11 protein-coding genes are annotated in these 25050 nt (G+C 48.8%); 7 read left to right on the plus strand and 4 right to left on the minus strand.

Annotation, left to right across the window (positions count from 1 at the left end):
* Positions 1–42 precede the first annotated feature (42 nt).
* Together ABFC84_06815 and ABFC84_06820 are read left to right on the plus strand one after the other, a co-directional pair.
* The gene (locus ABFC84_06815) at positions 43–1245 is read left to right on the plus strand and encodes an MFS transporter (GenBank protein ID MEN6412462.1); all 1203 of its coding nucleotides are present in this window, start codon (positions 43–45) and stop codon (positions 1243–1245) included.
* A 201-nt stretch (positions 1246–1446) separates the two neighbouring features.
* Positions 1447–1881, plus strand: a complete 435-nt coding sequence (locus ABFC84_06820) for a universal stress protein (GenBank protein ID MEN6412463.1) — start codon at positions 1447–1449, stop codon at positions 1879–1881.
* 157 nt (positions 1882–2038) lie between these two features.
* Here ABFC84_06820 and ABFC84_06825 read toward each other — a convergent pair whose 3' ends face one another.
* A complete protein-coding gene (locus ABFC84_06825; protein MEN6412464.1) occupies positions 2039–2230 on the minus strand; it encodes a hypothetical protein in 192 nt (63 codons plus the stop codon).
* A 313-nt stretch (positions 2231–2543) separates the two neighbouring features.
* Complete coding sequence (larA, locus tag ABFC84_06830; protein ID MEN6412465.1) at positions 2544–3836, minus strand: nickel-dependent lactate racemase; 1293 nt, start codon at positions 3834–3836, stop codon at positions 2544–2546.
* Positions 3837–4059: 223 nt separating this feature from the next.
* Between larA and ABFC84_06835 the strand changes: the two genes are divergently transcribed.
* The 5 genes from ABFC84_06835 (at position 4060) to ABFC84_06855 (ending at position 8696) form a co-directional block, all read left to right on the plus strand.
* The gene (locus ABFC84_06835; GenBank protein ID MEN6412466.1) at positions 4060–4212 is read left to right on the plus strand and encodes a hypothetical protein; all 153 of its coding nucleotides are present in this window, start codon (positions 4060–4062) and stop codon (positions 4210–4212) included.
* Positions 4213–4395: 183 nt separating this feature from the next.
* Positions 4396–4566, plus strand: a complete 171-nt coding sequence (locus tag ABFC84_06840) for a hypothetical protein (protein MEN6412467.1) — start codon at positions 4396–4398, stop codon at positions 4564–4566.
* A gap of 207 nt (positions 4567–4773) precedes the next feature.
* Positions 4774–6405: a spore germination protein gene (locus tag ABFC84_06845; protein ID MEN6412468.1), complete on the plus strand. Its 1632-nt coding sequence runs from the start codon at positions 4774–4776 to the stop codon at positions 6403–6405.
* Positions 6393–7577 carry a Ger(x)C family spore germination protein gene (locus ABFC84_06850; GenBank protein MEN6412469.1) on the plus strand — a complete coding sequence of 395 codons (1185 nt, stop codon included), beginning with the start codon at positions 6393–6395 and terminating at the stop codon, positions 7575–7577. The genes ABFC84_06845 and ABFC84_06850 overlap by 13 nt, the downstream gene beginning before the upstream one ends.
* An 18-nt stretch (positions 7578–7595) precedes the next feature.
* Positions 7596–8696, plus strand: coding sequence for an endospore germination permease (locus tag ABFC84_06855; protein ID MEN6412470.1), 1101 nt, complete (start codon positions 7596–7598; stop codon positions 8694–8696).
* A gap of 513 nt (positions 8697–9209) precedes the next feature.
* Here the strand turns inward: ABFC84_06855 and ABFC84_06860 are convergent.
* Together ABFC84_06860 and ABFC84_06865 are read right to left on the minus strand one after the other, a co-directional pair.
* Positions 9210–10757 (minus strand): ShlB/FhaC/HecB family hemolysin secretion/activation protein, encoded by a 1548-nt coding sequence (locus ABFC84_06860; GenBank protein ID MEN6412471.1) that lies wholly within the window; start codon positions 10755–10757, stop codon positions 9210–9212.
* A gap of 146 nt (positions 10758–10903) precedes the next feature.
* Positions 10904–24997, minus strand: a complete 14094-nt coding sequence (locus ABFC84_06865; protein MEN6412472.1) for a leukotoxin LktA family filamentous adhesin — start codon at positions 24995–24997, stop codon at positions 10904–10906.
* Between the last annotated feature and the right edge of the window lie 53 nt (positions 24998–25050).

Consider the following 25050-nt stretch of genomic DNA (forward strand, 5'->3'; position numbering starts at 1 on the left):
ATGGATTAAGAATATTGAGACCTGAAAGGACACTTTACACTCATGCTAAAATACAAGAATGTATTCCTTGTTTTAGGGATTATCTTTATTGCTTCTAATTTAAGAACTCCGCTGACAGCAGTAGGACCGCTCGTTAGTGATATACGGTCTGATCTTGGTATTTCAAACGGTATGACTGGCTTCCTTACGACACTGCCATTGCTTACCTTTGCCGTACTTTCGCTGCCCTCTTCTAAATTAGGCACCAAAATAGGCAATGAACTTGCCATCTTTCTTAGCCTTATTGTATTAACTGCCGGCATACTACTGCGCTCTGCAGGTGGAAGTGCTGCCTTGTTCGCCGGAACATTTCTGATTGGTACGGGAATTGTGGTCGGTAATGTTCTAATCCCCAGTATTATAAAACAAAAATTTCCCGCAAAAGTGGGATTAATAACCAGTATTTTTTCAATTGCCATGTCTCTCTCGGCGGGAATTTCATCTGGCATGAGCGTGCCGCTTGCCAATGATCTCCACTTAGGGTGGCGTCAGTCCCTGCTGGTGTGGATCTTGCTTACTGTAGCAGCCATCATCTTTTGGCTGCCTCAACTTTATCATCGCGAAAGAGCAGTGAAAGTCGCAAAACCTGCTTCCGCCATCAGTTCTGTTTGGCATTCTTCTCTGGCCTGGCAAGTGACCTTTTTTATGGGGCTCCAGTCACTTCTTTTTTATTGCTTCATTGCCTGGCTTCCTGCAATTCTCCAAAGCCATGGCCTAAGTATGGCAACTGCCGGCTGGCTATTGTCTTTTTCCCAGATCATTGCCATTCCTGCCTCGTTTATCGTACCAATATTAGCCGATCGCCTCAACGACCAACGTGGTATTACGGCAATTTCCTGCCTGATCTATTCTATGGGACTGCTTGGACTGCTGCTGAGTAAAAATATGATACTGCTCACTACATCAGTTGCCTTGATTGGGGTTAGCGGAGGTGCCTGCTTCAGCTTGGCATTTACTTTTATTGGACTACGCAGCAGCAATGGCGCCCAAGCTGCAGAGTTATCGGGAGCGGCTCAGTCTGTGGGCTATTTGTTAGCAGCCACAGGTCCGATTCTGATTGGTTATCTATTTGATTACACGCAAACCTGGGCTTCTTCTATTGTCGTATGGCTAATTATCACATTACTTCTTCTATATGCCGGTCTTGGTGCCGGACGAAACCGATACATTTTCCCAATGGACGAGCCCAAGCAAAGCCCTAATTAAGACAAGCAGAGGTTAGATGCGCGATTACCTGCCAATGGCAAGCGGTCATCAACGAATGACTGCCCTTGGAAAAATTGTTAATCTACGATAACCTGGATAACCGTAACCCGTTAACCTATGACCATGTATACGGCAGCTGTTAACAGATATGGTTCATCCTGCGGGACGCTAAGTATATTTATGGAAAAGAGGTAGTGGAGAATGATTAACCTGAAAAAAATTGTTGTTGCCTACGACAGCTCCGAACACAGCAGAAAAGCACTGGACTGGGCCATTCACATGGCGCAGCTCGCTCATGCGACAATCGACGTGGTCATGGTCCTGGTTCCTTCCTCCATCAGTACGCGGTCCGCCGGCGCCTATGCGTCTCCGGAAGTAAGAGAATCAGCGGAACAGGAAATTAAGCTGATTCTTTCAGAAGCCCAGGCTATTTGTGAGGCAAACGGCGTTGAGGCCAAAACTCATTCGCTCTTTGGCAATGCCGTTAAAGAAATTCTGCTTCATGCCGATTCCTGCCGGGCTGACATGATTATCTGCGGTACCAGGGGGCTGGGAAGTTTTGCCAGCTTATTGCTGGGCAGTGTGGCGCGAACTCTGGTAACGTACGCCAAAATCCCCGTAATGGTAATTAAATAGCGAAACCGAAATAAAAAAGAAGAGTTTTTCAGAACTCTTCCGGCTTTCCCCGGCAAAACACAGCAGCACGCCCCATCAGCGTGCTGCTGTCCTTCCTTCGAAAGATTGAATTAATAACCGTCAGTTCACCCTACGGGCGGTGACACTCACAGACCGGTTATCTGTCATCCGGTACCACACCAGCCAATTGCCCGGCTTTACACGCCTGCGCCTCATTGCGAAAACACCGGTTCTTGGCCGGAAGTCCAGGCGCAGGCTCTTCCCGGATGAAGTTTTCTTCCTCCGACTCCACCGCCTCAATCCGTTCCATAGCCGCCGGCGGCGGACCGTACACTGTTTTTAAGATCATTTTATTGGATTAATTGTGTGATTCGAATTGCAAGTAAACTAAAGCCGCGGCAGAATTTTTTCCCTGACCGTAGTCATATTACCACACCCTTTCGAAAAGGGTGTGTTTAACCGTCCCTAGACAACCTGTTACGCTTATTATAACATAATCTTCCAGAGTGAAAAGGAATACGAAGCGTCCGGCGCATTGGCACCATGGAGATGAAATAAACCGGAACCATGCCACATATTATCTACGTACCCCATATATAATAATCGAGTAAAGAGGCAGCCTGCAAATCGGCTGCCTCTTTACCTGGATCAGGTTAGACCGCTTATTTTATCAGCGGTGCGGTATTGGCCGCATGCGGCATTATGGTAATCGTGTAATCATTGCGTCCCAGTTTTTGCTCTGCAAGAGTTATCGCTTCCTCAATCGTTGTGACCGCGGCCATACCGACCTTTTCCACAAAGGCTTTATTCTCCGGCAGAGTAACGACAATAAAAGGACTGGTTTGCGCCATAATCCCAAATTTAAGCGCAATAAAGCCGGGTACAGTAAAAGCCTTCCGCAACGCTACCTCCCGGTCATACAAGGATTCATATTGGAACCAATCGCTGAAATCCGGTGGTTCCGCGATATCTCTGCACTCCAGCACTAAAATGACAACCCCGCCTTTTTTCACTGCCATGAAAGCATTGTCAACGGTTTTGGAACCTTGATACAGATTGATGTCCTTCGGAAATCCGCCGGCGGAAGCAATAACCAAGTCCGCTTTACCGCTAATCGAAACGCCAAAAATTTCTTCTACCGTCTTGCAGCCTTCTTCCCAAGCTTTATACCAGTGACCGGCAACAAAACGGGCAAAATTGCCATCCGCTGTGAAAACTGCATTTAATATAAATGCCGGATTCACCATTTTTGCCATTTCACTCATATCTTCATGCATTCTATTATCAATCACCTTACCCGACACGCAGGCATCACTGATTCCCTTGCCGACTTCATTATTCAGACAAAGAGCGTGATTGGCCTGAATGCTGTCATAGCTTGAAATGCCCGGCATAACAGATTTACGTCCGCCGCCAAACCCGGCCATCAGATGATACACAATTCCTCCGGTTAAAATCACTTTATCGGCATTGGCAACATGTTTATTGATGCTGACAGGGTTCCCCCGGGTAGTCGTGCCGAGATCAACAAAATCTTCCTTATTTAGAGCATGACTTTGTTCGATCGTAACCCGGTCCACGACCTCCTGTCCATAGGTTGACACATTTTCTTCATCGGTATGGCCGCGATGTGCCCCCAGCGCAGCAACCAAAGTAATATCGGAATCAGGAATCCCTGCTGCATTCAATTCGTCCAGTAACGTTGGCAAAAACATATCGTAGCGAATCCACTTACGTGTAACATCACTGGCGACGATCGCAACCTTATCCCCGTTCCTTACGATCTCGCGTAGCGGCGGCGTACCGATGGGATTATTAATCGCCGCTTTTACAGCTGCCTTCACATCGGTAATGGCCTTTACACTTTTTCCTTCCACCACGTTGATGATACGTTCTTCCGGCAGGGAAACCTTCACTTTTTTATCGCCGAAACCTAACATAAATTTTTTTAGCATAGTGCATCCCCTTTTATAGCATTTCGGATGAAACAGGTGTGTCTAATCTTTGCATTAACGGAATGTCAGGCCTACCTGCCACCCATGTTATTATAAAATATTTAACTATTCCTTCTCAAACCGCCAATTTCCTGCCTAATTTATCAAATAGTAGTTTTCATCCATTTTTTACTGCGACTGCAGCCCTTTCTTCTGGACAGACTAAATTTGAGGAGGTGATTTTATGTTTCTTAAATCGAAGCATAAATCAATGTTCGGTAGGCATATGGAAATGCCCATGGATATGGATGTCCTTTCGGTGGTAAAGGTTGTCGCCGCAAGCGCGATTATTTACCACACAGCCAAATTCATGCTCAATGAGATGACCCACGACTAATTCCTCCTTATCAGTATCCTGAATGACGAATGCTCCGGGGTTATACAAACACCGGGGCATTCGTCATTTGTGAAACAATAAAGCTTTCTCTGCACTTCTCCGGAATGCAGGTTTTAAAATGAATTACGAGAATATAACCAATATAATTAAATGAGACAATAGTACGCATGGGGAGGGTTAAAATTGCAAGGCATATTCGATATCACTGCAATTCTGGGAGGAATTTTACTATCCCTGACGCTGATTGCAGTGGGGATCTATATGATTCACCATCGTTCGGAAACCTATCGCGGCGCCATATACCTGCTGATCGGATTGGCTCTGGCCGCAATACTCTGTCGCGGCGTTTTATGACTCAAAACAAAACTGCTGCAAAATTTCACAAAGTGAAAGCAAATCTTCCCCGGACGACGGAATGATTCAAGCCGTCGTCCGGGGAAGATTTTTTTAAAAAATAAAATACTGAAAAAATATCATACGTCCCGGCGGCTTCCGGGGGTAAAAGCCCTGCTACAGGGTAATACTAAAGTATCGCAGATTGTTTATGAGAGGTGTACGCTGATGAAACAGCATAAATGTCTACATATAAATAAGTTATCGGCTATTATCGCGGAAGCCTCGCATGCCTCGGTCAAAAAAAAGCTATATGCCCTTAGACAACTAATTAGCGAAAGTAACAAGGTCGCAGATAAAATATCGCAGATTATAACAAAACTCAAACCGCCTTCCGTCTTTACAACTGTAGCAGGCAACAAATTCTTTTTGGAGAATGCCTTTAAAAAAAGCAGCGACGTCATGTTTTTTGAATTTGCTGCCTTTTCCGGCGTAAAAATCTTGGTGGTATATATTGACGGGTTAGTAAGCAAAGAAATCTTAGGCCGCGACATTATAAATTCCTTTATTATAAATTCAAAAGAACTGCAAGCAAGTACGCTGCTTAATCCAACCATTTTAAAAAACTTAATTGCGGCAGCAAACGTGACGGAAACCAAAACCATGTCCGGGGTTATTGATTATCTATTAAACGGCAATACGGTTATGTTTGCCGACGGAGTAGATACGGCCCTGCTCATCGATTCCAAAGGCTGGGAAAAAAGAGCGGTCGCCGAACCTGATACCGAGTCAGTTATTCGCGGCCCTCGCGAAGGTTTTATTGAAAATATCCGCACAAATACCAGTTTATTGCGGCGGAAAATAAAAAACCCCAACTTGGTATTTGAAAACATCAACCTTGGCAAGCAGACAAAAACCGATGTTGCCATCGCCTATATTGATGGCATTGTAAATCAGGCGGTACTGGGTGAAGTAAGAAGACGGTTAAATAAGATTGATACAGATTCCGTCCTGGAAACAGGTTACATTGAGCAGTTTATCGAAGACAGCCCGTTTTCGCCGCTGGCGACTGTCGCCAATACCCAAAAGCCCGATATTCTTGCAGCCAAAATTCTCGAAGGCCGAGTAGGCATATTTTGTGATGGAACTCCCCATGCACTTACTGTCCCCCACTTGTTTATTGAGGTGCTGCAAACAAGTGAGGATTACTATAATCGGCCGTTCGTCGCATTTTTTTGGAGAATACTGCGAGTTTCTGCGCTCCTCATTAGTATTTTAGTACCCGGTTTATATGTCGCCCTGCAGACTTTTCATCAGGAAATGATTCCGACAATCCTTCTACTACGTATGGCCGGATCCAGCTCGGATATACCTTTTCCGGCCGGTGCGGAAATATTTATAATGACAGTCTTTTATGAGCTGCTCCGCGAATCGGGTATCCGTCTCCCCAGGGCAGTCGGCTCGGCAATCAGCATCGTCGGCGCGCTGATAGTTGGCGAAAGTGCGGTAAATGCCGGTCTTGTAAGCGCTCCCGTGGTTATCGTGATCGCCATCGCAGGAGTCACCGGTTTTATTGTCCCGGCTTTATCGGAAGCGATCATGATATATCGGTTCTTTTTCTTATTTGCAGGTGCCGTGATGGGTCTATACGGCATCGTTTGCGGCTTGTTCGTCGTTGTGATGCACGCAGTTTCTCTTCGTTCCTTTGGCGTACCCTACATGTCTCCCCTGGCACCTTCCGATCAAGGTGCCCTCCATGATTTCATTCTTCGTTTTCCCCTATGGGCAATGAAAAAAAGGCCGGCCGCTATTGCAAAAGACAACCAGCAAAGGCAGGGAGAACACGAATGGCGATATTGAAAAAAACCTGCGCACTCCTGCTGCTGCTGCTGCTGGCTATGTCCACTGCCGGCTGCTGGAACCGCCGGGAGCTGAATACCCTGGGAATCATCGGTATGGCAGGCGTAGATAAGGACAGCAACGGCCTCAAAACCACCTTTGAAGTCATTAAGCCCGAAAAAACCGGCAAAGGGGGCAACGGTGAAAATGTCAAGAGTCCGGTCAAGTATGTGCAAGCGACCGGGAGTACGGTCATCGAAACATTTCGGAACGCAACGACGCGGTTTGACCGAAGACTGTTCGTTTCCCACGCCAAAGCATTTTTGTTCAACGAAGAGCTTGCCAAAAACGGGCTGGCTGAACACCTGGATATGATTTTGCGCGACCATGAGCTGCGGCTTTCCATGCATTTGATCATTGTAAAAGACGCTTCGGCTGCCGATGTCATGGGCGTTGCCAGCGGCATCAACACGATTCCTTCCAGCTATGTTGACGACTTATTGAAGGAATATAAACCCCATTCAAAAGGTGTGGACAGCCGGGTTATTGATTTTTTAAAAGCATATTACAGTAAAGGGGTAAACCCGGTTGTTACTGTACTGCAAAAAGTAAAAAAAGCTAAAATTGGCGCGGGAGAAAGCAATGATGAATACGAATTAAGCAGCGAAGGGGCGGCTGTGTTTTTAAAAGACAGGCTCGTCGGCTATCTGGACGGTCCGGAAACAAGAGGCTATAACTGGGTAGTCGGCAAAGTGGCAAGCGGTATTGTCACCTCCCCTAACCCGGTTATTCCCGGTATGAACTCCGTTGAAATTTTGCAGGCCAGAAGCAACAACGATGTAGAAATTACGGACGATCATATCAAGCTTAAAGTGAAAATTCAAATGACCGGCATGCTGGATGAAACCACCCAAAAAGCCGGATCATTAGAGCCCGTGGAAGTCATGCCATTGCTGGAACAAGCCACAGCCGACGTCATTAAGCAGGAAGTGGAGCATACTCTGCAAAAAACGCAGACAGAATATAAGTCGGATATTTTTGGTTTTGGGCAGCTTGTCCACCAAAAATACCCCCGGGAGTGGAAAAACATGCAGGATAATTGGGACGAATTATTCTCCCAGGCAACCGTTGAAGTGGAAACCGAGGTAGAAATTATAAAAGAAGGAAAATCGCTATTCCCTGCTAAAGAATAAAAGGGAGATAATAATTCAATGACAAACCCGGATAAAATATCACCCATCCAAATCATACTTTTACTGAGCATCTCCCGCATATCCATCGTGCTCTTATGGTTTCATGTATCCAACCAGGATGTATGGATCACCGAAATTCTCGCGTTGTTTTATGTGGCTGTCTTCTGTGCCCCTTTGCTCTTTTTACAGAAGCAGTTTACCAATTTGACTCTAATCGAATATTTACCAATCCTAACCGGTAAATTAGCCGGTAAAATTTTGGGATTATTTTATGTTGGTTACTTTCTATTTGTTCTCATTATGGTTTTATCCTTATTTGATAATATTCTCAGGCCAATTAATTTCCCTGAAACTCCGGATTATGCCATCCTGTCCCTGGCTTTAATCACCTGTAGTTACGGTGCATTTAAGGGCCTGGAATGCATCGCCCGAACCGCAGAAATCTTTACTTCGCTGATTTTGGTCACAATTGTTTTTTATACCATACTCCAAATTCCGGATATGCATTTCAAAGTCTTTCTGCCGGTATTAGCGGATTCCACTTTTGCGGAGATCAACTCTCTTGCCTTTAAAACCGCTGCCGGAATACACGAAATTGTATTTCTGGCTATGCTGGCGCCGTCTATTAATAAAAAAGTAAGTATAAATAGAGTTTTTTTCTGGTCAGTGATCGTAATTACCGTATTTTCCCTCATTATTATAGTACCAACAATAGCCGGTTTGGGCGTGGAGCTCTCCAAAAAAACCTTTGACCCCTATTATTTGTTTATTAAACAAATTAATATCTATGATTTTATCACCCGTATTGAATTTCTTATGGTCGCCGCCTGGAATATCGGGATGTTTTTGAAAATTTCATTTATGCTGTACTTGGCAACACTGGGTTTTGTACAGGCCGGAGAATTAAAAACCCGTAATGCTTTCATTATTCCCATGGCTGCAGGAGTGTTCCTTATTGCTTTAAAAACGAACATCCTCAAATCCGTAACCGTCTTTACTATCATTGAGCGTTACGTACCGTATATCAACTTAGTGTTTATCTTTGGTATTCCCGTAGTTATGCTGATTATGTTTTTCCTGAAAAAAGCTATGAAGGTTAAAAGGAACTGCAATGGTTAAAATAGCAGCCAAAATCAAGCTGGCCTTTTTAAAAATCAATATCCTGTCCGGCACACGCCAGACAGTTTCATTCCTTAGGCCTTGGGCAAAAAAATACTGCCAGTGCAAGGCAGCAAATAAAAAAATAAAGGAATTGGAAGTTATCTGCAATGGTTAGAAATGATCATGTTTTGACTGCGCAAAATATTTTCAAAACTTACAATTTTATTATAATATCATTTAAATTCACTGTCAACTGTATCGTACTGTAATTTTTTAATAAACTATCGTACTGATTCACAAAACAACTACCTTACAGCATATTGCCCCTTATCGCCCCATGATCCCGCTTCCGGTTGTAAATAGCATGATTGTTAGTAACACCTGTTGAAAGAAAACGTTGAGCGTGATACCTAATTTTAGTGGCATTGTGCCGAAGTTTTCAATTTACGTGAATAATTCAGGTTATCTGTGTTACGTTGATGTTGCCAATCCCGTCCACAAAATATCTTGATTCATCATGCTCGTCTCCCTTTATTTTATATTGGTTTGTAAAAAGAAATGAATCCGCGTTGTATCATGTTCTCTAGATGAATTAAGAGGAAATCCAACTACGACTTTTCCGAAAATATTCGGCGCACAATTCAAAATCACACCAAAACCGGTACTGGTTAAATAGTCCCTGCTCTGCGCTCCATTGTCAAAACTATTATAGGTATAGCCATGGTCCATAAAAACCATTCCCTTTATTTGTTGAGAAAATTGCAGCGGAAAATCATACTCTAAGCCGGCATAATAACCTTGGTCACCACTTAACATTCCTTCGGTAAATCCTTTTACCGATGACATACCGCCCAGGGAAAACTGTTCCGTAGACGGCAGCTTACTCTTATCGGTCATTTGGCCGGACAAACGCCAAATAAGACTCCGGTCATCCGCCAACGCCTGCTGCCGGATCAGTGAAAGATTAAACCGCCAAAAGTTTCTGTCGTTATAGGCATCTTTTTTGGTGGCGGATATACCGGTAAAGCTATATTGGCTGTACCAAACACCCTTAGCATCTATGGTGCGGATATTGCTGCCTATGGCAGCTGTTTTCACTTTTGTGTCCAGTAAAGTGTTGCCGAAAAAATCGGTACTGGAATCCTTCCAGTGCAGTTCGCCGTAGCCTTCCACTTTTCGCCTGGCTTCCACAATAAAAGGATGGGTGATACTCAGTCCCACATCGGTGGAATCGGCTGCGATATCCATGCTTTGGTAGGGGCCAGATATAATATCCGTCTGATTTTTACTATAACTGACACCCATTCTGGTACCAAAGCTGTCCACCGGGATCGTATAAGAAATTGACCCTCCCGTTGTACCCCTTGTCCAGGTCGGATTAATGACCAAAGACTCCCGGTTGCCAAACAGGCTATTATTTGCTATAACCATGCCGGTGCGGTAAAGACCGCTTTCACTTCTTCCCCCATTGTCGGTAAAGAGCGTGGTCTGCCATTCTTCCGGTTCTTGCAAGCGTAATATACAATCGGTTGTTCCCACTTCTTTGCCGGGTCTCAGTTCTGCTCTCATGACGATATCGTTGGTGTTGTTAAAGTAAAAGATATCTTTTTGCAGTTGGTCCAATTTGACCAAATCACCGTTATGCAGTGAAATTCTGTCTTTAATATAAGAGCTTCTCGTATGCTGATTGCCTTCAAATAAAAATTTCCCAAAATGGCCTTCCACCAATTGAATTTTTACGATTCCGTTCTCTATTTTTTGGGGAGGTAAAATAGCTTTGGCGGTAATATAGCTTTTAGTTTTATACAGTTCGTTAATCGCAGCTACTGCCTGATATAAATCTTTCAGTTCCAGCTCCTGACCTTCATATTTGGCTGTTACCGTCCTAATTTCTTCTGCTGTCAATATTTCCGATTTGTTGGTTATGATTTTACTGACGGTAATTTTTACGCTGCCCTGCTGGTGCTGCTCTGTTTCGATTGTGGTCTTATTGACCACATTATCCTGATTCGGCACAACTTTTTCCTGATACAATTCTTTTTCTTTTTTATTGAACTCTCCCGTACCTGCGTCAGACACCGCTGCCTGGCAGGTGCTGCTGAAGTATAATGCGGCCAGCGCTAAAAGCAGTGTTTTCTTCAGTATTCTTCACCTCCTTCATATGGGCTTAACCCGATTAAGTGCATGGCAATATCATGTCTTTTCTGCTAAAGTTTATTGCAACGTTACTGATTATTGACAATCTCTATATCCGTATCCTTTCCGACTGAAACCAAACTTAAATCATCAGCAATATAGACCTGTGGAACGTTCCTCATGACAATACCGTCTATACCGGAAATCAGGGTTAAGTTATTGGTCAGTTCATGGCTGAGGTCGCTGCCTTTTAACTGATAAAAATTAAACCAGTTATTTTTATTCCCTGCCGTCATACTATGTGCCGAATATGTCAGCTCATCCTCCGCCAGGTCGGATATTCGTGCAAGTAATTCTTTCCGGCTGTTGTCAGTCTCCTGCAAATAGACGGAACCGCTCTGTCCGCCGGATAACGCACTGAGGTTACGGTCGGCATCCACATATACCGGCGATTTATGGGTGAGCTGAAAACCTGTCAGCGAAAAGCCTTGGGCGGCAATCGTATCAGGCACCTTCAGCTGACCGTTCTCCATGGTAAAACTAAAGGTGACCGTCCGCCCGTCCTTATTGGCAGCAACGCCCAGGATATCGCCCGGCGATTTTGCCAGCACCAGCGCCGCTTTCTGCTCCTGCGTCAGTCCGTTTTTTAAATCGGTCAGGGTAATAAACATAGAACTGCTATCCCTGCCGACATTACGCCCGGCGGTAATGGTCACATTACGGCCAACAATATTAGGAACAATACGACTTACCTGCGTGCCGGAAGAAGCCTGTAAAGCCTCGCAGCTGATCGCCCCTGTCAACGCATTTTCCGTCCAGACCGCATTCGCAGTCAGTTTTGCCCTTTGTTCAGCAGAAGCCGTATAGGCAAAATTGCCGTCATAAGCTGTAAGTACATTCTCCACGTTAACAGGCTTCACTGAAGCTTCGCCGCTGCTATCCGGAAGGCCTCCGGCTTCGGCAATGCCAAGATACGTGCGGGCCGTCTGGAACAAACCGTTGGCATATACTTGAATTTGCTCATTTGTCGGTACGGCTGTATTGAGCGCCTGGGACGCAGCCGGCTTTAAGGCGGCGATACCGGCGTCGCTGAGTGTAAGCACACCGTCGCTGACCGAACCATAGCCGCGCAGCTTCCAGTACTGGTGATAATATCTGTTAACCACGTTCTGGAAATTTACCACCGATGTATCGGTAGGTTGGCCTGTTTCGGCGCCGTCTTCGGCCCTCAGCCCCAAATTCTTCCAAAGCTGTTCCGCCTGATCGGCGGGCAGCGACTGACCGGCAATCTGCCCGTCGGCATTATAAAGGGTACCGTCAGGCACATCAATATAGACACTGCCGCCGGATGTCGATTTAATTTGCCCGATCAGCAAATCCCCGTTGGTTTCCCTGATGCCGATATCGTCCGGCGCACTGATATTCGCAATACCGTCGGCAGTGCCGCCGTTGGCTAATTTTGTTTCATGGGTGCCTATTGCCAGCGGCGATATACCGGAACCGACGCTGCCGGCAGTCGTATTGAGAGTAATATTGCCGGCTTGGATATTAGTTTTGTAATCCTGGTTGGCGGTAAGCGAGCCGGCGGCGTTAATGACCACATCTCCGTAATCATTGACCAGTGTTCCATTTTTTGAAGTGGAAGTAACCGCCGACACCTGATCAATCACCGCACCGAAATCCAGGTTGAGATACACACCATCGCTGCCGGCATTTACCAATAATTCTCCGCCGTTGGTCAAGGCGGCGGCAAATGGCTGTGCGGCGCTGCCGATGCCTCTGTCCGGCGAATTCAGCGTAAGATTATGGGTCAGCACTGCAGCCGCCGCTGTTTCCCTGATACCGCCGCTGCTCACCGTAACAGTTGTATCACCGCTGGGATTGGTAATTTTGCCGGCAAGGGTCACCGGCGCATTGGAAGTCACATTAACAACCCCTCTGGTCTTGCCGGAAAAACCAATAGCAATAGGATTGTCGGCTTTAGCCGTCATCGTCATCGTGATAGATGCAGCAGTGGGAAAATAATAAGACCAGTCTGTCGTATGTTTCAGACCATAACTGCTATGATACGTAACTATTTCGCGGCCTTCGTAACAATCATAATCAGCGGTAATTTCCTGCTGAAACGCGGGCGCATCTTTAGCCCGGACAATCAAGTGTCCCTGGGGATTTGTACTCAGACCCCCACCATGATAGCTCCCCGGCAGAGCGCCGATAGCTTTTTGCGGCTGTACGACATAGTACCATGGATCATTCGGCTGTCCGCCAGGATATGAAAACGTCCAGTTTCCAATCTTAAACTCACTTCCATAAGATACATCACGTGTTAACATTGCCTCTCTCTGCCACTGCCAGGCAATACCGCCGTAGGGATTAAAGGCAGCCGACGACGAACTGCCGGAGCTGATCTTGGTCAGGCCGTCCAAATTATTTATGTTTGCCAGCTTGTTCATATCACGGGCATAGGCGCCGCTATACACGCTCATGCCCGTGCCGGGCACATAATAATACAGCTTCTGTGTATTGGTCAGCGAATCGTTAATCACCACACTGCCGGTTGCCGAAGTGGTATTGCCGGTGTTAACGCTTTGTATTTCCAGCGGTATGCCGGTTTCATTCTTAACGGTAACTTCGCCCTGGCCGCAGTTGACCTGAAGTTTCCCCATGGTATTCGTGCTGATAACGGCGCCGTTCAGGATAATGGAAGCATTGCTGCCCGAAGCGGACAAATTGTCCTGCAGTATGATTTTATTCCTGTCAAAATCGTACTTGGCGCTGATCAAAGAATCACCCCGGTTCACCGTATATCCCAGTCCCGGATAAATGTCCATTGTGCCATGTTCTCCGTCTTTACGCCAAGTTTTCAAAATACCGCCTACCACTGAACTTAATACCAACGACCAATCGGGATCGGCATTTCCGGCGCTTATCGTACTGTTGATATCGATATATTTGGCGTTAATCAGCACATTTTGCGCTTCAATGCCCTTTGGCGTACTGCTGCTGCTTGCGCCTGCATCAGGATAGCTCTGCACCGTTTTCGTCAGATCCTTCACCGGAATGACCGGAAACCACATATTGTCATACTTATTTCTTTTTTTACCGGTGGCAATGGAATACGCATCGCCGACCGGGCTTATACTTTTAGCTTCTTTCTTCGTAGTAAAATCAACTTTCCCCACGCCGGCAAGTCCCTTGCCTAAAAATACATAGCTGACCTCACGGGATTTACCGAACTGGCTCAGCAGTTCTTCCATCAAGTCAGTATTGGTTTTACACGAGCCATCCCGGTTAAAAGCATAATTGGCCACATAAACAATAGCCCCATCGGCGCTTGGCGTACCGTCGACCGCCGGATCGCCCCCCGGCCAGATCATCGAATTCTCCCACCGGGAATACGGATTTTCCCCCCCGCTGGAATAATAACCGTCCGGCAGGCTCACCACAAACGAGCCCTGGGGCGCGACAATAGTAACCGTCTCTCCCAAAACGCTGGCCGCTTGTCCCACGCAGCCGCTGTTATTGATAATGGATATGGAACCGCCCAGATTTTCAACGTCGCCGGCCAGCAATATACCCGGCGCCTGCGTTGTATCCTTACTGGTATTTTCCACAATAATTTGGGGGCTTCGTTCCTTGCCGGCCGCATCCAGCCCCACCGTCTTAACAGTGCCATGGTACTTTGAACTGCCGGCGGCGCCGGTAAAGATCACCTCAGCCCCCGGCTGATTGGGTATCTCCATAGCCCCCATAATCAATGTGTCGTTACTGTTATTCTCAATCTCAATCTTGGGAGCCCCGTAAGAGGTGAGACTGCCTGTACCGTCTTCATCAAAAGTATCGGCATTGACCTTGATCGTGCCGCCGGCGGCAAACATTGGGCCCAGTATATAAGTCGGCGCATTTCCCTTCATTCCGCTTAACAGTACATTGGCGGTTGCTGCATCGTAATGCGTCGTGATATAGCTCTTTAAATCATACTGAGGCTCATAATCCCAGCTCACATCGGCACTGTCACTGTTTTTGCTTAGCTTCCCGTCTTTATCAATCGTAATCTGCAGATTGTGGTATATGCCGGCGGAAATATCGCCCTTTTGCGTTACCTTCGCCGATTTCGACGTCGACTTGTCGCTGTTGCTTTGCGTAACCGCAATAAAACCCAGCTGATAGCCGTGGCCCGTACCGTCGGCCGCCGCCTCCGCATCGCCGTAATACGCGCCGATGACGGTATTTTCGCCGCTCTTTATCGCCGCACCTTTCCCGATAGCAAGACTGGCATTGCTGGCCACTTTTGCGTCGGCATCAACCGCGGGAATGGCAATCACTCCGCTCACATAACCTTCGGCATTGGCCGTTCCCTGCACAAAGGTGCTGTCGGAGCCGTCGGGCGCGCTGCCGGCCGTAATATTGACATTGCCGAACGCCAGGATACTGCTGTTATCAGCAATAGTCACCTCTTGGTCTGTTGTGAGATCTGTTGAAGCTTTGGCAACGCCTACGGCAGCAGTACCCCAGGTACTCACCTCCGACGCAGCGGCGGCTAAAGCGCTGGTGTAGCTGCCGATATCAATATTGCCCAGGCTGGTAAGCTGATCATTTTTCCCTGTCTTCACGTCATTTTTAAGAGTGGCCTTTATTTTTGAATTGGTACCGGCGCCGGCGGCCAGCAGGCCGCCTGTTTTTAAAACAACCTCATCCGTCACATTTAAAATACTGTCGGCGACAATAGTAATCCTGCCGGGCACCAGAAAGGGATCCGTGCCGGAGGTAAGCGCAACATCATCGTCAAGTGCCGAGACGGCGGTACCAGAAATGGTGGTCTTGCTGACAGCGGCCGCCGCATTTAAAACACCGCCGCCGCCGGCCGAAACACTTTTCCCCGACTGCGCGGTCCCGAAGGAATTGACCGCCGTCTGGGTAATGGTGCCCCGGGACGTCAAGGTTGTGCCGCTGCCGATTTCGGTATTGACGCGCGATGCAAGATCATTGGTAACCGCAGCGCCGCTGCCGCCGACTACGGAAGCATTGGTCGAATCCGCCCTGCCAAAATATTTATGGGAATGTTCGGCGTCGATAACGATTGCTCCGGCTGTAATCCTGGCATTTTTACCAATACCGGTAAAAGTGACGCTATCGCCGTTAATATCTGTAACCGCGGCGTTGCCGGCCGCAACCCCGTATGCGCCGGCTACGGCTTTGGCCTCATTATCATCTGTGGCGTCAGCCGCGATGGTCAATAGACCGGTATCGGTCAACATAACGGCTCTGTCGCCCAAAAGGGCCATTGTTGACATTCCGTCGGTAAAAGCATCTGCCACAGCCCCGCTGGCTGCAAACAGTCCAATCCCTGCCGCGCCGGTGGCATCGGCCTGCTGCGCGCTGTTATTCGTCGCCAGTATGGAGACATTTCCGGCCGGCAAAGTAACGTCTGTTCCTGTCTGAGCCAAAACCTTTGTGGTATTATGAGCGACAGACTGCGCGCCGTAACCGGCAGCCAGCAGCCCTCCGGCCGTGCCGGTGGCCGCCGCGCTGACCAGCTTATCTTTGTCGCTAAGCGGCGCACTTTTGGCCTCAATATCCAACTGCTGATATTTTTGAAATACGGAGCTGGCGGAAACACTGGCCGTAACGCCGTCTTCCCGGTAAGCGTTGCTGATAACCGCGCCGGCCACAGCGGCCCCGCCGCTTGCCCCCCAGCCTTCGGTACTGACGGTGCCGGTATCGGTGGCCGTAACGGAAACTTTGCTGTCCGTGCTGTCATTGCCGGTAAAAGTACCCCCCGCCGAAGCGGTAACGGTATTGATCACATGAGCGTCGGCCACCGCCGCTCCCAAACCGACAAATCCCAGCGTACCGGCATAGCTTTTGATCTGGGCCGCCGGATTTTTCCCATCTTTTTCAGCAGCGTCAACTTCGACGTCCGGTGAAGTCACCGTGGAAGTATCAATGACCGCCGCCACATTATCATAGATACGCGTATAGCCCACGGCTCCTCCCACGCCACCCAGGCCGATTGCGCCGGCGCCAGCAATATTGCTGCTGCCGTTGACCGCTTCCGCTTCAACATTCACCGACTTAGCCGTAATAGTCGCCGCGGAAATATTGGCATGCACCCTATTGTCGTTGGTACTATACATAAATTTTTTCAGTCCGAAAAGCGATGCACTGTTAAGCCGCTGTTGTTCACCGGCGTCAAGATTTGACATCGGCTGAATCGTCCCGGGAGTAGAACCGAAAGTATCCAGCTCCGTCAATATCCCGCTGCTGCTGGCGTTATCTTTTTCATCCAGTTGGTTCATCGCCTCATCCGCAGTGCCGCTGCCAATCAGAATAAGCGAAACCGCACCGCTTAAACCGCCCAGGCCGGCCCCGCCGGATGCCGCCAGAAGGTCAATGTTCCTGGTACCGTCGGCCGTTACCGCAAAGGTACCCGGAGTGGTAATATTGCAGTCTTGTACCTCGCTGTCAACCCTGCTTTTGAGTACGACAACATTTACACCGGCGCCAAGTCCGGCAATGCCGCCCCCGGCCAATAAGCCGGATTTGATGTCGATCTTTACCGTTTCCGCGGCATTTACTGTCACATTACCCATGTCAAAGTCGTTACTGGTATTGTCAGCCCCGCTGACAGACGAAGCGGCCGCGGTCTTGGCTATATTTTTAACATGATACAGACCGGCCGCGGTATCATTGTTAAGCGATGTTACGCCGGCCGCGCCGGCCAATCCCACATCGCCGCTGATTGCACCGCCGACAAGTCTGCCGGTAAAATCATTGTTCATATCGGCGTCAACAGTAAGATCGCCGGCCAAAGCAATCGTCGTGGTAAAATCGGTGACCTCTTCATCGCCCACATACGCCTTGGTCGTATTATTGCCGACACCGACGACAAAGGTCCCGGCGGCGCTTAACGTCGAACTGAAAGCGCCGGTGCCGGCGATCGCATTAAAACCGCTGTCCGTAGCGGCGTCGACCGACAAACTATTAGCCGCGACCAGCCCCTTTTGCACATATGCCTGGGTATCGGCATGAAAAATGTTGAGTACCGCCGTGCCGGCGCCGCTAACGCCGCCCCCCGCCAAGCCCGCCACAATGTCAACCGCTTTTTCCGAACCTGCGGCTTTGACCGTAACGGCCCCTGCCGTTGGTTTTAAGGCCTTGGTGCCGTCGGAGGATGCGCCGGTTAATTTCTGTTCATCCTTGCTCTCCGCGGCCAGCGCGCCGATTGTGGCGCCGGAAATATAGCTATGGGTCGTCCGCTGCAAATTATTGGTTGATACCGCGCCGGTGGCGGCAACACCCGTACCGCCGGCCGCGCCGATAATGAGATTGCCGGCAAAGCTCTGGCTGGAAGCATTGACATAGACCTGCGGCACCGTAAATTCGGCAAGGTTAGTGTCAATTTTAGCCCCATCGTCAATATAGGCGTTGGTTTTACCGCTCATCACGTTGGTAATCGGCAAAACAGCTGCCCCAACCTCGCCGCTTACCCCCAGGCTGACAGCATCGGCAATGACTGCCTGATGAGAGACAGCCGCCACCGCCAGCCCCTTAACCGCTGTCGTTTTTTCGCTGAGATCAGGAACATTGGCCAAATTGTCGGCCTTTATTTTACTGACGTCAATAGCTTCTTGCAGTTCGCCGCTGTTTACATCGAAAGAACCGCCCGTGCCCTTGGCGTCCACCTGGGTACCGCTGCCGCTGACATAAGCGTTCGTACTGCCGCCCATATCGTTGACAACCACAGTAAGGCCGGCGCCGACAGCTGTTGCACCAATACCGAGCGCATTGCCGATGACATCCACACTGTCGTCATTTTCCGCCAGCACACCGACATTGCCGGCCGCAATAACCTTGGCGCCGCCGCTAATATAGGCGTCCGTTACATTATTCATGATATTGGTAACAAACGAGCCGGCGGCGCCGACATCCCCGCCTACAGCTTCACCGACAGCTATCGTATTAATCACACCGCCTGATTTGCCGCTAATCTGCAAATCCCAAATATTATAGTCCTGGCCGGTATCCCCCTTGATATAAGCATCTGTCGTGTCGGTAATCTTATTAACCGCTACGCCTGCTCCCACGGCAGTCGAGCCAGGTACAATCGATATCCCGCCGGCCAAAGAATCAATTTCACCCTGACTGTCGGCCAGTACACTGACGTCGGCTTGGCCGCCGGTAATTACCGACGTGTTAATCGCAGCGCCGGTCGTATTTTTAATTATATTGGTGGTTAACGAGCCAAAGCCGCCGAAATACTTCGCGCCGCCAATACCTGCCGCCGCTGCCCGTATCGTGGCTGTGTTATCTCCTTCAACCCCTACGGTGAAGGCGTTATTTAATATGTCGTCCGTTATCTTGGCGGTGGTTTTATTCGCAACTTCATTCCAGGCGGTCGCGGCGCCGACCGCCACCTTGCCGGCGCCGCCCACCGCGCCTGACAAGGCGTAAATATCCGTATTATCGTCGGCCTTAACGGTTATGTTTTTAGCCGATACCGTTTTATCTGGTAAATTTTCCGTATCGGAAATTTTTTCCCGTTTGATTTCAGACGACGTGGTATTGGAAATATTATTTAAACTGACAGAACCGTTGACATCGACATTTTCCGCGGCGCCGCCAGCAGCGGCTATATTATAAATTTTGCCTTCACTGTCAGCCTGAACCTGCAGATAATCCACGGCCTTATCTTTATTGCTGTTCGTAAGGCCGGTATTCGTAATATCAGCCGAGGTAGTATTGCTAACGGTATTATATCCCAACGCCAGGCCTGCGGCCGTCCCTTTCGGCACCTTAAGACTGATGCTGACCTGCCCGGCCCCCGTGGCGATCAAAGCGTCATCCGCAGCATTTACCTTCAATTGATCGGCTGCAATATCCGCATTGCTGATGTCCGCAGTAGTGTTATTGCCGATATCGCTCCATACCACTGAACCTGCCCCGGCGAAATTGCCCTTAGCCACCCCGACACCGGCAGCCGCATCGGCAAACAGACTGTGTACAGCAGCCGTAACGTTCACCGTGCCGCCGCTGCCGGTGGTAACGGACGATTTGTCAACCCCGGCGGCAAAGGTATTCTTCACCTTATTATACACAATAGAAGTACCTATATTGCTGCCTGCTCCCTGTCCCACGCCGGCGACTGCAATAATCCTGCCGCCGTCTTTCTTGGCGCTGCCGTTAAGCACTGAATCGCTGTCATCATAGTCAAGATAACTGCTGCCGGTGGTATCAACAATTTGCGTTTTAACCGTCTTGCCGTCTTTATCTTTGACCACATTGCCGTTTTCGTCTTTTTCCTCAATATAGCTATAGTCTTTAACCGATCCTTTCGCTATTTTCTTATCGTAATCATCAACGCCCCGCGTATCATTCGCCAGAATTGTCGCCGTATCAGTGATATTCACCGCTGAATGATTCTGTACTGCGGCCTTGATGGTATTGTGAACATCATTAATGGCAACGCCGCCCATAAAGGCTCCAGATTGTTTTCCGTCGCCGGCAGTACCTACAGTCAGCCCTAAAGCGGCCGAAACAATTGTCGACGCCGACTGCGCTGTATCTTCAAATTTTGTAAAATTTTCAACCGTACTATTATCCACGATTGCTTCCGTCTGATTGCCAACATCGCTATAAGTCAGCGCTGCGCCGATTGTCGCCCTGGAATTGCCTCCCAGCACGGCCGCGCCGCCCGTTCCTGTCGTGATTTTGTCATAGGCGGTCACCACCGCACTTTTGCCGGACCGGTTGTCGCCGCCGACAGTACTGTTAAGAATTTTAGCCGAAGCAATATCGCCGCTCTTGTTAAGCGATACTGAAAAACCGCCTTGACCGGACTTGCCCGCTGTCTGACTATTATTGTCCTGAATGCCAATGCCCAGGCCAATGGCAAACTGCTGCCCGCCGGTCAGCGCCAGCACCTCGGCGCTATCCGCATTTTCAATGGTAGAATTGCTAATATAAGCCTGGGAGCCACGGTCGTCGTCAGCTGAATCATTCATCAGATTGAGGGCAATGGCTCCCGCCACACCGGCGGAAAACTTGGCGGATTTGTTACCCTGCTTGGTCAAAGCTCCGCCGCCGCTCCAGGCGCCCAAAAAGGTGTTGTTGACGGCATTTACCGCCACACCGGCGTTACCAAAATTGAAAACAATCTTCACACCGTCAATATAAGCCTGATTGCTGCTATCTACCGCATTGACCGAAGAACTGCCCGCTGCCGCGATACTGAAATTTGGCGCCTGCTGAATATCGCTGCCGCCCGGTTTATCTAATTTCTCCGCGGGAGCAATCTTGGCACCCAGCGATTGTATCCAGCCTGTTTGCTTCCCGCTTAACCAGTCGGACAGGCTGGCACGCTTACCGTCAACGGATTTTTTGATTTTATCCGACAGGCCGGACCCCGGCTTCTTATCCGGGTTATCGCTTGCTGATTCTGCTGCCGCCACGCTGATACTGTGAATAGCGCCCGTTATATCGCTGTCTACATCGACGGCATTGGCAGAGATTCCATACCCTATAGAATCATAGTCACCGATATGTCCTTTTGCCGCCATTCCCAGCTGCGATCCATCCGCATTGTCGGCATCGTTATCACCGATATACGCCTTCGTATGGTCCGTCACATTATTGACCGCAATGCCAAAACCTACGCCGGTATTGGACGACGAATTAACGGCACCGGCCACATTGATGATGTTTTCATCTTCATTGGCGGCTACTGTTAACACCCCGGAAGTAATCTTTGTTTCGTCATCCACCGAGGCCTCGCTGGAATCGTTGACCGTCGCCAGAGAAAAAACGCCGTTAGCCCCGAAACTGGCGCCGCTGCCGGCCGATGGCGCAATGGAGAGCACGCCGGAATCATTATCAGACTGAACAGTCATGGCGTTGGTACTATTATTAACCTTAACCCCTTCGGCAATATACGCCTGGGCTGAATTATCATTATCCATAAGCAAAGTAGTCGCACCGACTGATTTGGAGCCTTCCGTCCCAGTCGTGCCGAAAAACAGAATGCTGATATTGCCGCCCACATATACCTGGTCCTGCCGGGCTTTAGCCAGGATAGTCAAAGGGCTGTCCCAACTGCATAGAGAAGTATCGTCTGCCGCATCATATTTGCTGTCCCACTTGCCGCTGCCCGTATCCTTTGCCAAAGTTATTTTGGCGCCCCGTTCCACTACCGCTCTGCTGGTATTGTCATAATCCGTAATAGCCGCCGCCCCGCACAGGCTATACGTCTTGCTGGCATCCGGCGGCTGAGAATCCGCCACACTGTCGGTGGCCTGAACAAAAACATTCATATAGCCTTTGGCCAGTCCCAGATTGCCGTTGGCATGTTTGGCGACGAATTCGGTAAATCCGTCATATGTCAAGTCATCAAGATAAGTTTCATCATAAGGTATATAAGCATTGCTCAATAAGCCGAGATGATCAGCCGTGATGTCAGCTTGTTCACCGACAGTGGCGGAAACGTCATGGTCAATATCGGCGTACAGCACGGCGGCATTGATATTGACAAGCCCCGCATCCGTGCTGTTCTTGCCGTCAATGGAACTATCGGCCTGCAGCCGCTGGTACGCATCCGAAACCTTGGAAAGAACGGTCACATCCTTGGCTTGGATTACAGCCTTCTTACCGATAGAAGCATTGGCGGTATGGTTTTGTTCAATATAGTTGACACATCCGGCCACATCCAGATGTTTTCCCACTTTTTCCAAAATATTGGGAATCGTTTTAACCTTGCCGGATATTTTCTGATTCAGGCCCCCGATCCCCTGAACCGCTTTGGCACCTCTTACAATAAGTCCGCTGATTGCGTCACTGCCGACCGCGGTGCTGGCGGAATTGGAATTTGTCTTTATATTATCGTTGGCATCCACAATTAAATTAGGCTTGTTTGCTGCATTATCTTCTTTTAAATCAGCGTTATAAGCAGCATTTACCTTGGTATCCACATTGCTGACATTGACCGCTATCCCGAAAGAACCTTTATCCAGAGCCATGACCGTTGAACTTGTGGAGATATTGTTGGTGTTATCGGCCGTAACGCTGACATTTTTGCCGGCCTTAATAACTGCCCCCCGATCCACCCCCGCTGTCGTATCGACATTCATTTTCGATACGACCACCGAGACCCCCAGGCCCTGATCCTTACTCATCTGTATAATATTAGCCTTAAGCGTGGCCTCGTTTTGCGCCCCTATCCGTACATTACTGCCGGAAACAGCCGCCCCGCTTTCTACCTTGGCCGCGGCTGTGGAATTCAGTTCCGCATACATGCCGGCAAAGTTAAAAGTATCATTAACACTACCCGTAATCAACGGCAGCTGATAAACGGCTATTTCATTCTTGGCGGTACTCTTAGCGGAAATATCCGCCGTATCGGCTGCCGTAATGGTGACCCCGCTGCCGATTGTGACAGCAGCCTCGCTGTCCACTTTGGCGCCGGCGCCATCAATTCCCAAAACAGAAATTGCTTGACCGCCAATCGTTTCCGCCAGACCCAGGCCGGAAAAAGAAGAATAGGATGAAGCGGCCTCAGCTGTAACCGTCACATTATTTCCCTGTATATTCACCGTATTCGTGTCCGTACCGCCAATCGTAATCCCGGCCTTCGCCGAAGGCGCAGCTGAAGTTTTTCCGCCGTCTGAAGCAGCTTTGATAGTCACATTCCCGGCTTTATAATCGCCGCTGGCCTGGGCATAGATTTTGGTACCTTCCTTAATATTTATCTGTGGAGCGTCAATCGTTACCGCGCCCGAATCGCCGGTAGACGCGGCCGCTTCAATATTGCTGCGGTTCCGATCGCCTGCCGCTACCTGACGGGTGGAAATGACCACATCGGTAAGGGTAATGGAGTCTGTGGCCGTAATTTCATAGTTTGTCCCGTCAGTACCATAAACATCATTGCCGCTGCCGCTCCAATCAATTTCAGCAGGGTCAATCAAAACGCTGCCGGTTTTGCCGTGCTGAGCTCCGGCCTTAAAGTTTCCCCCCTGAATGTCCACCCGTTGGCTGCCGCTGAATTCGATGGCCCCGCCATCGCCTGAAGTACCGGCACTGGCGTCAACCATGGCATTTTTTTGTATATATGCGTTCTTTTCCGCTGCAATCCTGACGTTACCGCCGCCGGAATTTGCCTTGTTTCCTTTGACAGATACTACCGCACCCTCCGTCAAAGTAATATCATTGCCAGCCTTAAGGTCAATCGCGCCGCCTTTTTGGTTCGCTGCCCCCTCATTGACGATTTTGCCGCTGTTGACAATATCTTTATCAGCCACAATTTCAATCGTCCCGCCGTCAACAGCAATTTTTGTGCCGCCGGTAAGACCGTTATCATTGACCAAATCGCTGAAATCAGGTTTGGCAGCCGTAAAGCTGGCCCCTGACCTGATAATGCCTGCATTGCTGAAATCAGTGGCACGAACCGAAATACCATTAGCTGCATTAATTTTACCCTGTACCACAATACTGCCATCGGCAGAAAGCGGTACTGTTTTAGCCCAATCATCAGGTTTGAAATTTGACCAGTAGGCACTGGTTCCAGCCTGTCCATTCAGTGTATTGTTTAAAAAATCATCTATTTTACTTTGCGAAGGAGTTGCCGCCGTAAGTGTTCCCACATTAATTACGCCGGTTTTTCCCACCATGATTCCATAAGGATTCAGCAAAAATACATTGCCGCCGATTTTGCCGTTTTTTATGCCGTTTAACATACCATCAATATTGGAACCATGACCGCCGCTGACATAGTTTAATAAATTAGCCGCCGTTATCGTGCCATTGCTATTCGAAAAATGCAGATTTACAATGTCGCCGCTGGCTACATTGAAGTCTTTAAATGAATTGAAGGCATTCTTGCCCCGGAAGGTATCTGTATGTATATCCGTAACATTACCATTGACATCTACCTTTGTAGCCGTTCTGTTATCTAGCGTGATATTGCTGGCGGCATAAGCGTCCTGCAGGCCAAGCCCTCCTAAAAACTGCAGCGCAACGATACTGGCAGCAACTTGTTTGGCAAGATTTCTGCGCCGTCTTAAGCAATCATAAGCGATTGCCTTTGGCTTGTTCTTTTTTTGCGCCGCACGCCTTAAATTAAACTGGGCCGTACTCTGCCAGGATGGCTTTTCATAACCCCAGGCACGCCGCCATGTTCTTTGCATACTTGCCATTATCTTTCCTCCTCATAAAACTTTCCCTGCCAACTATCGTAAAAGAGTGTGCT

It is taken from the genome of Veillonellales bacterium, assembly GCA_039680175.1.
Classification (GTDB): Bacteria; Bacillota; Negativicutes; order JAAYSF01; family JAAYSF01; genus JBDKTO01.

Excerpts from the sequence above, each read along its gene's own strand:
- ABFC84_06815 (MEN6412462.1), top strand. The coding sequence starts at position 43 with ATGCTAAAATACAAGAATGTATTCCTTGTTTTAGGGATTATCTTTATT.
- ABFC84_06820 (MEN6412463.1), top strand. The coding sequence starts at position 1,447 with ATGATTAACCTGAAAAAAATTGTTGTTGCCTACGACAGCTCCGAACAC.
- ABFC84_06825 (MEN6412464.1), bottom strand. The coding sequence starts at position 2,230 with ATGATCTTAAAAACAGTGTACGGTCCGCCGCCGGCGGCTATGGAACGG.
- larA (MEN6412465.1), bottom strand. The coding sequence starts at position 3,836 with ATGCTAAAAAAATTTATGTTAGGTTTCGGCGATAAAAAAGTGAAGGTT.
- ABFC84_06835 (MEN6412466.1), top strand. The coding sequence starts at position 4,060 with ATGTTTCTTAAATCGAAGCATAAATCAATGTTCGGTAGGCATATGGAA.
- ABFC84_06845 (MEN6412468.1), top strand. The coding sequence starts at position 4,774 with ATGAAACAGCATAAATGTCTACATATAAATAAGTTATCGGCTATTATC.
- ABFC84_06850 (MEN6412469.1), top strand. The coding sequence starts at position 6,393 with ATGGCGATATTGAAAAAAACCTGCGCACTCCTGCTGCTGCTGCTGCTG.
- ABFC84_06855 (MEN6412470.1), top strand. The coding sequence starts at position 7,596 with ATGACAAACCCGGATAAAATATCACCCATCCAAATCATACTTTTACTG.
- ABFC84_06865 (MEN6412472.1), bottom strand. The coding sequence starts at position 24,997 with ATGGCAAGTATGCAAAGAACATGGCGGCGTGCCTGGGGTTATGAAAAG.